The organism is Deltaproteobacteria bacterium (assembly GCA_016210045.1).
Classification (GTDB): Bacteria; UBA10199; UBA10199.
In genome coordinates, this window is sequence record JACQUX010000014.1 from 71,585 (window position 1) to 86,172 (window position 14,588).

The 14,588-nt window shown below is 65.1% G+C and carries 11 protein-coding genes; all 11 read right to left on the reverse strand.

Annotated features, from left to right (window positions below):
• A complete protein-coding gene (locus HY696_04355; protein ID MBI4237637.1) occupies nucleotides 1-681 on the reverse strand; it encodes a class I SAM-dependent methyltransferase in 681 nt (226 codons plus the stop codon).
• Nucleotides 678-1,625 (reverse strand): transketolase, encoded by a 948-nt coding sequence (locus HY696_04360; protein MBI4237638.1) that lies wholly within the window; start codon nucleotides 1,623-1,625, stop codon nucleotides 678-680. Before HY696_04360 ends, HY696_04355 begins: the two co-directional genes overlap by 4 nt.
• On the reverse strand, nucleotides 1,618-2,466 hold the full coding sequence (locus tag HY696_04365; GenBank protein ID MBI4237639.1) for a transketolase: 849 nt from the start codon (nucleotides 2,464-2,466) through the stop codon (nucleotides 1,618-1,620). The genes HY696_04360 and HY696_04365 overlap by 8 nt, the downstream gene beginning before the upstream one ends.
• On the reverse strand, nucleotides 2,463-3,476 hold the full coding sequence (locus HY696_04370; GenBank protein ID MBI4237640.1) for a phosphotransferase: 1,014 nt from the start codon (nucleotides 3,474-3,476) through the stop codon (nucleotides 2,463-2,465). The genes HY696_04365 and HY696_04370 overlap by 4 nt, the downstream gene beginning before the upstream one ends.
• A complete protein-coding gene (locus tag HY696_04375; GenBank protein MBI4237641.1) occupies nucleotides 3,473-4,078 on the reverse strand; it encodes a hypothetical protein in 606 nt (201 codons plus the stop codon). The genes HY696_04370 and HY696_04375 overlap by 4 nt, the downstream gene beginning before the upstream one ends.
• 61 nt (nucleotides 4,079-4,139) lie before the next feature.
• Nucleotides 4,140-7,307, reverse strand: a complete 3,168-nt coding sequence (locus HY696_04380) for a type I restriction endonuclease subunit R (protein MBI4237642.1) — start codon at nucleotides 7,305-7,307, stop codon at nucleotides 4,140-4,142.
• Nucleotides 7,304-8,551: an ATP-binding protein gene (locus HY696_04385; GenBank protein MBI4237643.1), complete on the reverse strand. Its 1,248-nt coding sequence runs from the start codon at nucleotides 8,549-8,551 to the stop codon at nucleotides 7,304-7,306. Before HY696_04385 ends, HY696_04380 begins: the two co-directional genes overlap by 4 nt.
• Nucleotides 8,552-8,822: 271 nt before the next feature.
• The gene (locus HY696_04390) at nucleotides 8,823-11,117 is read right to left on the reverse strand and encodes an AAA family ATPase (protein ID MBI4237644.1); all 2,295 of its coding nucleotides are present in this window, start codon (nucleotides 11,115-11,117) and stop codon (nucleotides 8,823-8,825) included.
• The gene (locus HY696_04395) at nucleotides 11,114-12,334 is read right to left on the reverse strand and encodes a restriction endonuclease subunit S (protein MBI4237645.1); all 1,221 of its coding nucleotides are present in this window, start codon (nucleotides 12,332-12,334) and stop codon (nucleotides 11,114-11,116) included. Before HY696_04395 ends, HY696_04390 begins: the two co-directional genes overlap by 4 nt.
• 63 nt (nucleotides 12,335-12,397) lie before the next feature.
• A complete protein-coding gene (locus HY696_04400) occupies nucleotides 12,398-13,573 on the reverse strand; it encodes a DUF1016 domain-containing protein (protein MBI4237646.1) in 1,176 nt (391 codons plus the stop codon).
• A partial coding sequence (locus HY696_04405; protein MBI4237647.1) for an N-6 DNA methylase occupies nucleotides 13,563-14,588 on the reverse strand: 1,026 nt, incomplete at its 5' end. The genes HY696_04400 and HY696_04405, both read right to left, overlap by 11 nt.

Below are 14,588 nucleotides of genomic sequence, written 5' to 3' on the forward strand. Positions count from 1 at the left end.
TCATTCGAAGTAGATAAACGAATAATCGCCCGTATAGCCGGTCTGTTGAAACCACCAGCGCCACTCGTCGGGCGTGCAGAACATTTCGCAGGTCAATTGCCAGTAGAGCAAATGCACTTTCTCCGCTTCGGTGCGATACGACTCGACGCAGAGATATTGATGCGCGCGACTCACCCGCGTCAGTTCGAGCAAGGCACGATCGAGGTCGTAACAATACAAGTTGTGCAAGGTGTTAATCGAATAGACGAGATCGAAGTGTTGATCGGGGAACGGGAGTTCGCGCGCGTGGCCGTGGATCAGCCGATCGGCGACTTCCGGTTTCGCGTGGGTCAATGCGTAACGCGAAATGTCGAGCCCGTGGACTTCTAAGCCGGGAACGACCTGCGTCAGATCGTAGAGGAGAAATCCCTTGCCACAACCGACATCGAGGACGCGCTGCCCGGCGCGCAATGCGTAATGGGCGGCAAACGCCTCCGCGACGGCCCGCCAACGGCCGTCGTATTGATACCCGCCGTAGCCGGTATGGCGATCGCCGTCCCAATAGTCGCGATCGAATTGTTTCGCCAACTCGGCCGCATGCTCTTTCGGATAGCTGGTCACGCGGCCGACATAATCGCGCTCGGTGCGCCGATGGATCGCGCCGACGAAATCGACATAGTTCGGGGTTTGACGTTGCTTCATGCAATTCCGCCCGCCGCACTCGCTTCCAACAGCTGCTGCGCTGTTTCCACAATCCGCTCCACGGTCAACCCCTGCCGCACCCATGCGCTCGCTTGCGTCCCATACTCCGCAAAAAAACGATCGGGAAGTCCGATCCGTTGCATCCGTTTCGGCCGCGCCCACGCCATTTCCGCCACGACTTCAGCCACTGCCGAGCCGAGCCCACCGATGATGCTATGTTCTTCCACGCTCAGGATCACGCGTACCGGTCGTGCCGCCGCTTGCAAGGCCGCCACGTCCAGCGGCTTAATCGTGTGACAGTGTAAGACGCTTGCCGCAATGTCGACGCCCGCTAATGTCTCCGCCGCATCCAACGCGACGCCGGTCATCACGCCGGTACTCACCAACAACACATCGCCGCCGGCGCACAACGCAATCGCCTCCCCGATCCGGCACGACAGATCGGCGCGGCTCACGACTCGATCCCCGCCTTTGGCCAGGCGTAAATAGAGTGGGCCCGGGAGGTCGAGCGTCTGCGGCATCAAGCGGCGCAGTTCGTCGGCATCGCACGGTGCGAGGATGGTCATGCCGGGCACCGCGCGCAGGATCGCCAGGTCGTCGGTCGCTAAATGGGTCGGACCGAGCGGCGCGTAGACCAAACCGCCGCCGCTGCCGATCAAGCGGAGCGGCAATTGCGGCAGTGCGGCATCGAGCACGATCTGTTCGTAGCAACGACGTGTGAAAAATGTCGCGATCGTATTGCCGTACGGAATGTACCCTTCGGCAGCGAGGCCGGACATGAAGCCGATCAGATGCTGTTCACTCACGCCTTCCATGAAATGGCGGTTCGGAAATTCGCGCTGCAACTCACCGAGCGTCCCGGCTGCCAAGTCGGATCCGACGAAAACGACCCGCGGGTCACGCCGCGCGAGTTCGGCAATCGCTGCGAGACACGCCTTACGCATCGCCATTCCCCGTCGTTGCCGCCGCAGACTCCGCCGCGTCCAACTGCGCCAACAAGCGCGTCGCGTCGGCGGGCGTGAATTTGGCCGAGTGATGCCACACGGGATTCCCTTCCAATTCGGGAAAACCTTTTCCCTTCACGGTGTGGCAAATCACGACCATCGGCCGCACGTCCGCCAGCGGCGCCGCGCCGAGCGTGGCCCGCAACGCCGCGACGTCGTGGCCATCCACTTCCGCGACTGCCCAACCGAAGCTCTCCCATTTCGCGCGCAACGGTTCCAACGCCACGACTGCCTCCGTGGCTGCGTAACACTGTTGCCGATTGTAATCGACGAGGGCAACGAGATTTGTCGCGCGGTGCTGCACCGCGGCCAACGCCGCTTCCCAGACACTCCCTTCGTTGCATTCCCCGTCCCCGAGCAACACAAAGACGCGATGTTTCGCTCCATGCAAACGCGCTGCGACCGCCATGCCGAGCCCGACCGATAACCCGTGACCGAGTGATCCGGTGGACCATTCGATCCCCGGCGCGCGTCCCGCTTCCGGATGCCCGCCGAGCGGCGCGCCGTCGTGACTGACCTGCAGCAATTCCTCCAACGGAAAAAATCCGCGCTCCGCGAGTTGCAGATAGAGGGCGAGACAACCATGCCCCTTGCTTAAGATAAAGCGGTCACGCTCCGGCCATGCAGGCGCATCGGGGTCGATGCGCAAGACATCGTGGTACAACACGCGGCAGATTTCGAGGATCGAACAGGCAGACGCCAAATGCCCGCGCCCGCTGGCGGCCATGCTGCGCACTAACCAGCGGCGTTGTTCCAGGCTGCGTGAATCGAGCGACGTCATGCGGTGGGCGGCTCCGGTTCCGGCATCGCGCTGCGTTGTAACATGGCGCGCGCGCGTTGCAATCGTGATGTACGATCAGACGCCGGCAATGGCGGATGGTGCGTCGCCCACGACGGGAGCAATGGATTCAACACGATCGCGGCCCACTTCACGGCCAGCAGCGGATAAAGCCATCGAGCGCGGTCCAGCAATTGTCCATCGTCGGAGAAATACGCAGCGAACGCCGCCACAAATCCCGGCGCTAATGCCGGCGGCAGCGGCACCGCGGGTTGCAACAGACAATCGCAGAGCAATTTCGCCGGATCGTCCCAGCCGCAATATTCGAAATCGAAGCAGCGCAATTCGGTGCGCGCCGTGTCCCACGCGACATTATGCAGGCCCGCGTCCGATGGGCTGAAGATCCGCTGCTCCCACGGGAGTTCGCCGCTCGCCCCCCAAGCCGCCGCAGCAGACCCATGCGACAAGTCTTCGCCGATCCGTTGCAGTCGCGGTCGCAACACCCCGGCGAGCAGCGCCTGCAGCGGATCACACGCGACTGCCTCCAAACGTTGCAACCGTTCTGCCACAATCGCCACGTGCGCTGCGCACGTAAACGCCGCGTCCCGCGCGATCAGCGCGATCCGCGCGCGATGCGCCGCAGTCGCACGCGGAAGCTCTCCATAGCACGCGGCCAGTGCCGTGCAGTCCTCCGGCCGCACCTCCGCCGCGGCAATCGGCGCGAAGTCATGAAAGGGAAAACAAACCACCGCCGCTTCCGGGAGCACCGCACACGGCGCGACAATCGCGCGCACACCGCCTGCATGAAGAAAACGCAGCCCCTCCACTTCGTGCTGCAACCGCGTCTGCCGTTCCTCCGGCGCACCGCGATACCGCTTCACGAAATAGCGCGCGTCCGCGGTCTCCACCCGAAACCGCTCGCTGTTCACGCCGCTGTACAATGGCTCGACCGTCCGTGCCGCGATCCCGTGCGCGGCCAACGCCTCGGCCCATGTCGGTTGCGACGCGGTCATCGGACAACTCCCGCCAATGCGGCCTGCACTGCCGCCCAATCGCAACAGGCTACGATTCCGTCGCGCGACGCCGCGTCCACGCCATACCAAATGCGCCGCACGCCTGCGGGAAATTGTGGATGCGTCAGCACATCGAGATGATCATCGATAAAAACCGTGCAGCGCTGCGCCGCGATCTGCGCTATTTTTTCTGTCAGCGTCTCGGCAAATATCAATGGCACGGCGTCGCTCCGCGCACGCCACCACGGCTGCCGCTCCAACCAAGTCCGTGCCACATCACGCAACGGGTAGGCCGGCCCCACCGCCGGCACCAACGTCTTATGACTGATGATCGCGCACGGAATTCCAAGCAATGCCGCCCACGCCCAAAACGCCTCCCAGCCCTCTTGCACGACGCCATCCTCCAACAGCCGCGCTCCGTACACCTCGCCTTGCAACGCGGTCCACCGATCACTCCCCCCCGGCCCCGCCCGCAACGCCGCTCGCACCGCCACCCGCGTCGCCGGCACATCCGCACCGATCCATTCATGCGCCCGCGCCGCCCGAAAAAACGCCGCGTCGTAATTCACGATCGTATTATCGAAATCGATCCCAATGCGCATAGAGTGAACTGCCGTTACGGTGGCGCCATCGCCACGAGGAAAAGACCATGCGACCACGCGGTCACACCATTGCCCACTCCGTCGACAAGAGGGCCGCTTGTTCCAACACGGTGTGCATCGCTTTCTCTTGCTTGTCCGGTGGATAGCCGTATTTGCGGAGGATGCGTTTGACCAACACCCGGAGCTGCGCCCGCACGTCCTCGCGCAGGGTCCAATCGATCGTGACGTTGCGCCGCACGGTCTCCACCAACTCGCGCGCGATGCCGCGCAGCGTCGCGTCGCCCAGCACCTTCACGGCGCTGTCGTTCGCCTCAAGGGCATCATAGAAGGCGAGCTCGTCCTCTGACAGATCGAGCTGCGCACCCCGCGCCGTGGCCTCGCGCATCTCCTGCGCGAGATGGATCAGCTCCTCGATGATTTGGGCGGCTTCCATGGCGCGATTCTGATAACGCCGGATCGTCTGCTCCAGCATCTCCGCGAATGACCGTGCCTGTACGAGATTCTTCCGCCGTCGTGTGGCGAGCTCCCCTTTCAATAATTTCTGCAGCAGCTCGACCGCGAGGTTGCGCTGGGGCATGCCGCGCACCTCGGCCAAAAACTCCTCCGAGAGGATGGATAAGTCGGGCCTCGTTAATCCCGCCGCAGCGAAGATGTCGATGACGCCCTCGGGCACGACCGCCCGCGAGATAATCTGCCGCACCGCGTGGTCGATCTCCTCCTCGGGCCGGGCATCGCCGGGCGCGCGTTTGGAGAGTACGGCCTGCACGGCCTGGAAGAACGCCACGTCGTCACGAATGTGGAGGGCGTCGCGATGCGGCACGGCCAGCGCAAACGCCTGCGACAACTCGCGCACCGCATGCACGCAGCGATCCTTGCCGTTCTCCTGCTTGAGGATATGTTCTTGCGCCGACGGCAGGAGACTCAACCGCTCCGGCGGCGTGCCGGCCATCCATTTCGACCGATCGAAACCATGGAAGAGACCGCAACAGACTTCGTATTTCTCCCGCATCACCGCAACCGCCTCGCCTTGATCCAGCGCGGTGCGCCCGGTACCACCACTCTCGGTATAGGTCGCGAGCGCGGCCTTCAATTCATGCGCGAGCCCTAAATAATCCACGACGAGTCCTCCGGGCTTGTCCTTGAACACGCGGTTCACACGTGCAATCGCCTGCATCAGCCCGTGCCCGCGCATCGGCTTGTCGATGTACATCGTGTGCAAGCTCGGCGCGTCGAAACCGGTCAGCCACATGTCGCGCACCAGCACGAGGCGCAGCGGATCGGTCGCATCGCGAAAACGGTGGGCGAGGGCCTCGCGTCGCGCCGTGTTGCGGATGTGCGCCTGCCAGTCCGGCGGATCGGAGGCCGCGCCGGTCATCACCACTTTGATCGCGCCGTGGTCATCGTCGTCGCTCGTCCACTGCGACCGAAGCGTCACGATCGCGCGATACAGCTCCACGCAGATCCGTCGACTCATGCAGACGACCATTGCCTTGCCGTCCATCGCGTCGAGTCGCTGCTCGAAATGCTCGACGATGTCGCGCGCGACGACCTCGAGACGCCGGCTCGAACCGACCACCGCCTCGAGCTGCGCCCATTTGGTCTTGAGCTGTTCTTTGCGTTCGACCTCTTCGCCCTCGGTCACCTCTTCAAACTCGGCATCGATCGTCGGACGTTCCGCCGCATCGAGCGTGAGCGTGGCCAATCGGCTTTCGTAGTAGATCGGCACCGTGGCGCGGTCCTGCACCGCCCGCTGAATATCGTAGACACTGATGTAGTCGCCGAAGACCGCGCGCGTGTTGGCGTCGAGCCGCTCGATCGGCGTGCCCGTGAAGCCGATAAACGAGGCCTGCGGCAGCGCGTCGCGCATATGGCGCGCGTAACCATCGATGAAGTCATACTGACTGCGGTGCGCCTCGTCCGCGATCACCACGATATTGCCGCGCTCGGAGAGCGTCGGGTGCCGATCGCCCGCCGCTTCCGGGAAGAACTTATGAATGGTCGTGAAGATCACGCCGCCCGCCGCCACACGTAACAGCTCGCGCAGATGCGCGCGACTCTTCGCCTGCACCGGCTGTTGACGCAACAGCTCCGCGCAGCGCGCAAACGTGCCGAAGAGCTGTTCGTCGAGATCGTTGCGGTCGGTCAGAACGACGAGCGTCGGATTCGCCATCGCCGGCTCACGAATAATGCGGCCGGCATAGAACGCCATCGTCAAACTCTTCCCCGAGCCTTGAGTATGCCACACGACGCCGATACGATGGTCGCCGGGCGCGCCGCCGGACATTGTGCCCGACCCATAATGCCCGCGCGCCTCGGCCACCTGCAACGGCGGACGTCGCACCGCCGCCGCGCGCACGGTTTCGCCCACCGCCACCTGCACCGCATGGAACTGGTGATAACCGGCCATCTTCTTGGCGAGCTGTCCGCTGCCATCGTCTTCGAAAACGATGAAATCGCGCACGAGAGCGAGGAAACGCCGCCGCGCCAGCATCCCCTCGATCAGAACCTGCAACTCGGGCAAATGCTCGTCGGCCAGCGCCTCACCAGAGATCGTTCGCCACGGCTTGAACCACTCGCGACCCGCAGTCAGCGTGCCGGCGCGCGCCGCCACCCCGTCGGACACGACCAGCACGGCATTCGTCGCGAAGAGCGCCGGGATCTCGGCCTTGTAAGTCTGGATCTGCTGGAACGCGCTCCAGATCGTTGCGTCCTCGTCCGCAGCATTCTTGAGTTCCAACACCACCAGCGGAAGACCGTTGACGAACAGCACCACATCCGGTCGTCGCGTGTGTTTGTTCTCGACGACACTGAATTGATTCACCGCCAGCCAGTCGTTGCCGTTCACATCGTCAAAATCGATCACCCGCGCCTGCGCGCCGCGAATCGCGCCGGCGGCGGCGCCTGCCTGCCCGACCGGCAGGCGGTACTCGACCGTCACGCCGTCCACCAGCAGCCGGTGCAGCGCGCGGTTGCCCGCAATCAGCTCCGTGCCATCGGGCCGCATGAGCCGGCGGAATGCGTCGTCTAGCGCCTCGGCGGGCAGCGTCGGATTGAGCCGCGCGAGCGCATCGCGCAATCGCGCCGTCAACACAACCTCGCCATAATCGGCGCGCTCCGCCGCCGGCATATCCGGCGCGATGTCGAGGCCATTCCGGACCTGCCAGCCAACGCGTTCCAACCAGGCGAGCGCGGCCTGCTCGACGACGGATTCGGTGAAAGCGCGCGTCACGACCCCTCCCACAGCGAGCGAATGGGCACAGCGAAGAGCGCTTCACCGAACGGGATGGTGGCGGCGCCGTCGTAGAGCACGACGCCTGCGGCGAAGTGCGAACCGGCGACGGCCCTGAGTTTGCGCAGCCCGCGAAAGTCGCTGTCGTTGACGCTCGCCGCCGCCTTCACTTCAACCCCGGCGATCGCGGTGCCGCGCTCCAGCACAATATCCACCTCGAAGTCGTCACGATCCCGGTAGTGGAAGAAGCCGATCGGCGAAGGCATGGCGCTCGCCTGCCGGCGCAGCTCCTGCAGCACGAACGTCTCCAACATCACACCAAGGAGCTTGCGGTCGCCGGCCAGCTTCTTGGCATCGACGCCCAGCAACGCGCAGGCGATACCGGTATCCCCGACGTGCAACTTCGGGCGTTTGACCAGGCGCGCGATACGGTTCGCATGCCAGGCCGGCAAGCGATCGAGCAGGAAGACGCGCTCCAGCAGCGTGACGTAGTCGTGGATGGTCTGGCGCGTCAGCTCCAGAGGCGCCGCGAGGTCCGCCACGTTGATCAGCGTCGCCGTATGGCTGGCCGCCGCTGCCAGCAGCCGGGGCAGTGCGTCCAACGCACGGATGCACGCCAGGTCGCGCACGTCGCGCTGGATCTGCGCCTCCACGAAATCGCGGTACCAGGCAGAGCGCCGGGCGGCCGAGCGGCGGGCGAGTGCCGCCGGATAGCCGCCGGCCACGAGGCGCTCGACGAGACGCTGACCCAGTCGCTCGCCAATGCCGGTGCGGAAGCGACCGCCGAACAAGGCGTCGATGCAGCGCGACGGCCGGCGCGCGATTTCGCACTGGGCGAGCGGGTGCAGCCGCAGCATGCCCAGCCGGCCCGCGAGCGACTCCGCAAGCCGCGGGACCAGCAACACGTTGGCCGAACCCGTGAGGATGAACCGGCCTGCGACGCGTCGCCGGTCGATCACGGATTTGAGCGCGGGAAAGATCTCGGGTGCCCGCTGGACTTCGTCGAGGATCGTCTTGTGCTGAAGATCCGCGACGAAGCCGACCGGATCGCGCCGCGCGGCCGCGACGATGTCCGCGTCGTCGAACGACACATACGCGTATCCCCGAGGATCACCCACCAGACGCGCCAGCGTCGTCTTGCCGCATTGTCGTGGACCGTGGATCAGCACGGCCGGCGTATCCCGCAGCGCCTCGCGCAGGCGTGCCGCGAGCAGCCGGGGAATCTGGTCGGGCGGGCGAGCCATGCGCCAACGGTAGCCGCAGCGCCGGCAGAACGCAAGAATTAACGTCGGCAGAACGCTAGAATAGGTGTCGGCTGAACGCAAGGACCGGTGTCGGCTGATTGCAAGTCCGGAGGCCGACCATTCGCTGGTTCGACCTCGCTCTCGTCGCGGCGCCCTGCGATGTGAATCTTGGGCGCGATGTCGGGGCCGTGGGCGACCGCCCAGCCGGTGCTTCCGAGCCAGGCGAGAGCGGCCTGTTCGACGGTGGATTCGGTGAAGGTGCGGTTCATCGTCATCGCCTCGCGAAGGCCAGCGCCCGCTCTACGAAGTTCCGGAGCTCCGCGTCGTTGATCGCCTCGGTTTCCCATGCCGGGTTCGTGTCGTGATGGAACCGATTCGCGTACTCGACGAGCTCACTAAGTTCTTGCCTCGCGGTCGCATCCAGGATCTCGTCAGCTCGGCCCGCCCTCTCGCGGCATCGTCCCAGGAAGGGGCCAAGAAGCGTTGAAGGCGGAAAATGCTCGGGACGAGCAACCCGAAGAAACGCCTCCAGGTGTGGCCGGATGGCTCTTGCGACCTCGCGTTGGTCGCCGTCCCCGCTGGCGACGTACTCCCGCAGGCGGGCGTCCCTTCGGTCGTGCTCCGTGACCGAGTCTTGGTCGACATCCCAGGACCGCAGTGTGGAGCCGGTGCCATCACGCGCAATCTCTAGCGCCAGTCGCGCCGTCGGGCCCGCCCCGTTCCAGATCCGGCAGAGGAAGCGCTTGTCATGCGACAGCACGATCACTTGGCCGGCGCGCTCGAAAAGCCGACGCACCTCCTGAACCGTCGTCAGTGAGCGGTGGTCGTCGAGGCTCGTAATCGGATCGTCGATGACGACCACCGTGTTGCCGAGGTTCGGGTCTTGATCCAAGGAGGCGAAGAAGAAGGCGAGGGCCAGCGTGTTGCGATCGCCCGAGCTCAACGTATTCCGGAAGGAGGGTTCACCTTGCGCTGAGGTGCCACTCCCGACGGACACCGGTCTGTCGTTGATGACCACGTTGTAGGTGCAAGCGGGTCCGCCCCGGGTGCTCGTGGAGGTGACGCTGTCGAGCCTGAAGCCCGCGTTGAAGCGCCGCAGATAAACGTTGATCGCCGTCTGCGACGCCGGGAACGCGCTGGTTCTGTAGTCGTCCAGCGCGGACTTCGCTCCCTCTCGCTCGCCTTCGGTGCGAGCCTTGGCCTCCTTCTCCGCAAGATAACCGGCGCACGCCGCGGCGATCTCCGGCGTGTGCCGTGCCTTCGTGGCCTTGAGCCGGGCAAGGTCTCGGGCGATCGTGTTCGGGTTGGCCCCCACCGCCTGCTCTTGCACTACCCGGATCGCCTCGTTGGCAGCGATGAGAGCGGCGCTGAGATCAGCGATCCGTTGCCGCAGCGCGTCGTACGCCGCGATGGCGTCGCGCGCGTGCTGATCGAGCGCCTGCTTCTCCAGGGGGGCAGCTTGTTTTGCGGTCAATGCCACGTTGACGGCTTCTCGCCCGGCGTTCCACGCGCGCACGACGGCCGCCGTGTCGATCCCAACTTGTGGAACTTCGCAGAACCGAGACCAGAACAGCCGTCGCTCGCCGGCCATGCGTACCGCCCGCTCGAACCCGGCCGGCACGTCACCGGCGTGCGCACGCCGCACGTTCTCCAGCGCATCCGTGATCGCTCGCTTGAGGTCCCTGTACGCCGCGCTGAAATAGGCACGGTAGTGGGCGATCAGCGGCAACCCCGTGAGATGCTGGGCGCAGAATGGACAGGTACCCTCACCGTTCGCCTGCGGTAGGCGCTGCATCCCATCGCTAACCCACTGCTCCCCGCCGGCACGCAGCGTCGCGACGTGGGCTCGGACACGGGCTTCCGCGGCCGCGTCGAGATCGGGCAGGTCTCGCTGGAGGATGCGGTCAATGGCCTCCGCATCGAACGCCGGGAGCCCGAGGGTCTCGAAAAGAGGCGCGGTCCTGACGGCATCCTGATCCTGCGCCGCCGCCAGTGCGCGCTCGATGGCCCCGATCTCAGCATCGACGTCTGCAAGTTCGGGAAGCGCGCAGAACTCGTCCACCGGGAACCCTTCGCGCACGCGGTCCGGGATTGCGGCGGCCTTCTCTCGGAGCGCGCTGTTGTGCTGCTCGATGCGGGCGACGAGTTGCTGGAGCTGCCGGCTCAGATCGACGCCCCGAGCACCGAGGACGAGCTCGTGGAGGTTCTGTCGGTGCCGGGCGTCCACGGCGAGTCCCGAGTGGATATTCGCGTCCACGAACACATCGTCGAACAGCGAAAGGTGAGGCAAGGTCCGATTCCAGGCGCCATCCTGGAACATCGCATCGGGCGGGCCACCCTCACAATCGAGAACAACATGCGGTGGATGCGCCGCCGCAAGCCGATGCCGTTCGGTGATAGGGAGCGGATCACCGCTCGCCAGCGATCGCAGGACGGCCGCCAGCGTCGTCTTGCCGCGCCCGTTCTCGGCGTAGACGAGGACGAGTCGGCCGAGCGTGATCGTCGCAGCCGCGCCCACGGAGTCGAACTGACCGATGTTGCGGAGCAATCGGATCCGCCGAATCATGCGTCAACCCCCGCAAGGATCCTTCTCGTATCAGAAATCCGCAGCTCGCCGGAGATGAGCTTGGGCAACAGCGTGTCGCGCAGGGCGGCGAGGGTGTTGGTCTCGAAGTACGGGGCGGCAATCCGGTCGAGCAGCGGCCGCGCCTTGCCGTCGAACGCGTCACGTACGGCAGGAGGCGGAATCACCACTGGCATGTGTTCGAGTGAGCTCGTCCACACCGCGTACGGAATGGTGCTTCCGGTGGAATGGCGGGTCGCGTAGTCGATCGTGTCGGGGTGGTGCAGCAAGAGCGTGCCAAAGCCGAAGTCCCCTCTCCGGCGCGGCGCCAACACGAATGCCGTCGTTCGAGTCGTGCCGTCGAATGGAGCAATGCAGACTTTGTGGAAATATGGACGCATAGCTCCGAACAGCAGGTCCCCCTTGTGGAAGCGTGTCAAACTGCTTTGCGCTTCCGCGCCGGGCTTGCTCTCGGTCAGAGACAATGACCTCGGAGAAATGCAGTCAATTGGCACATATGGTCGAGACGCTGTCTCGGTAGACGAGACGCACCGTTCAACACGCTGCTGAAGTACGTCGCCGAGAACTCCCACCCGCCACCCCTCCGGAATCTCACCCAGCTCCGAGTCCTCGAAGGAATCCGGGAACAGGTCGGCGAGCCGCTTGGGCAGGCCGGGGTCGCGGCCAGCGACCTTGGCGCGGACGGGGTCGAAATCCACGAACCACGACTTGAAGAGCGCCCGCGCCATCGCCTCCAGCGTCTCGTTCATCCGCCGGTTCAGCTCGATCCTGTCGTCCAGCGTGCCAAGGATATGGGCGATGGCGCGTTGTTCGGGAAGCGGCGGCACGTCGAGATCGAGCATGTAGACGGCGGCGCGAGTGGTTGAGGGAATCGGGGACCCGTCGTCTACTTCGCCGAGCTTGTAGTGTTTGATGGCGTAGTACAGCCACCGCATATCGAGCTCGCTCCTCGGCACAACGTAGTACGCGGTGTCAATCACGAAGAAAGGGCGCGGCGAATACCGCACGCCACGGTAAGCCCCTTTGCGCCCGAGGATCACACCCGGTCCCGGGGCGATCGGTTCAGAGGTCCAACCGATTGGGCCGTTGGAGCCGAACACGCGGTATCGACCCTGGGTCTCGTCGTGCCCTCGAAGCGCCTTGCCGTACTCCAGCGAGATTTCTTCACCCCACGTAGAGGCGCGCCACTCACCCGCCATACCCAAGCTCCTTCCGGTTGGCGACAATCGCCGCATCCAGCTCTGCGCCGAGATCCCCGCCGCTCATCGCTTCCTCCGCTGCGGCCTGCCGGACCGGCAGGCAGGCGCCAGCTCCGCCTCGATCTCTTCCACCGTCGGCAGTGCCGACTGCAGCCGAGCCGGCAGCGCGCGCGCCAGTGCATAGGTCGAGATGCCGATCGGCTTATCGATGCCGGCGAAGCTGTACTCGGCCAGCAGCCGGTCGCGCGTCTGACAGAGGATCAGGCCGATGGTCGGGGCGTCGGTCGGATGCTTGAGTCGGTCGTTGACCACGTTGCAGTAGAAGTTCAGCTTGCCGGCGTACTCGGGCTTGAATTTGCCCTTCTTCAAGTCGATGACGACGAACGCCCGCAGCCGCAGGCGATAGAACAGCAAGTCGATGTAGAAATCATCGCCGCCGACGTCGAGGCGATATTGTCGGCCGACGAAGGCGAAGCCCTGGCCGAGTTCGAGCAGGAACTTCTCCAGATGACGGACGAGCGCGGTTTCGAGTTCGCGCTCGTGGAACGGCTCGATGAGGGTGAGGAAGTCGAAGATGTACGGGTCCTTGAGCGCTTGCTGCGCGAGGTCCGACTGCGGCGTAGGCAGCAGCGCGGCGAAGTTGGAGACGGCCTTGCCGTGCCGGGCGTGGGCACGGGCCTCGATCTGCAGGGCGAGGACGTTGCGGCTCCAGCCGTTGGCGAGCGTCTGCGCCATGTACCAGCGGCGGGTGGAAAAGTCGGAAACCTTGTCCATGAGAATGACATGGTGGGCCCACGGCACCGACCAGAGAAGCAGCTCCCGCAATTGTGCCACCGGTTGTGGCACTTTTGACGAGGGGATCAATTGTGCCGCGGGCTGTGGCACTTTTGCCGACGCGGGCAATTGGGCAACAGGTTGTTGCCCCATTGCGCCGGGGTCCGGGTAATCGCGATAGAACGCCAGCATCCGCTTGATGTTCCGCTCGGAAAATCCTTTGAGGTCGGGTAGCTCGTTCTTCAGTTTCAGCGCCAGCCGGGGGATGACGGCTGCACCCCAGCCTTCGCGCCGTTGCCGATCGGCGATGATCCGCCCGATGTCCCAGTAGAGCCGGACGAGTTCAGCGTTGACGGCCAGCACCGCCCGCGTCTGGGCGGCCTGGATGCGGCCCTTCACATCGGCCAGCAACGCCGCGAAGTCGGAATGGCCGACGGCCGCGCTCTTCGGCTTCCTACCCGCCATACCCCAGCTCCTTCAGGTTGGCGGCGATCGCGGCATCCAGCTGCGCGGCCTCGGCCTGCTGCTGGTACAAGGTCGCAGTGAGACGCTGCATCTTCTCTGCGAACGGCTCGCCGTCATCCTCTTGGCGCAAGGCGCCGACGTAGCGGCCGGGGGTGAGCACGTGGCCGTGCTTGCGGACCTCCTCCAGCGGCGCGCTTTTGCAGAAGCCGGCGATGTCGGCGTACTCGCCAGCGTTCTGCTCGCCGCGCCAGGCGTGATAGGTCGTGGCGATGCGGGCGATGCCGTCGTCGGTCAGCTCCTTGTGCGTTCGATCCGCCATGCGGCCGAGCTTGCGCGCGTCGATGAAGAGCATCTGGCCGCGGCGGTCGCGGAATTTGCCGTTCTTGCGATCGCGCGCGAGGAACCACAGACACGCGGGGATCTGCGTCGAGTAGAAGAGTTGGCCCGGCAGCGCCACCATGCAGTCCACGAGGTCGGCTTCGATCAGGCTCTTGCGGATCTCGCCCTCGCCGGACTGGTTGGACGACATCGAACCGTTCGCGAGCACGAAGCCGGCCACGCCTGCGGGCGCGAGGTGATGGACGATGTGCTGCACCCAGGCGAAGTTGGCGTTGCCCGCCGGCGGAACGCCGTACTGCCAACGCTTGTCGTCGCGCAGCCGCTCGCCGCCCCAGTCGGAGATGTTGAAGGGCGGATTGGCGAGAATGAAGTCGGCCTTGAGGTCGGGGTGGCGGTCGTTGTGGAAGGTGTCGCCGTGGCCGATCTGGCCGTCGATGCCGCGGATGGCGAGGTTCATGCGCGCGAGCCGCCACGTCGTGTAGTTCGACTCCTGGCCGTAGATCGAGATGTCGGGCCGCGCGCCCTTCGCCGCCTTGCCGCCGTGGCCGCTGCCCCCATTGCCATTCCCGGAGGCGTGCGCGCGGATGAACCCCACCGACTGCACGAACATTCCCGACGAACCGCAGCAGGGGTCGTACACCCGGCCACGGTAGGGCTCGAGCATCTCGACCAGGAG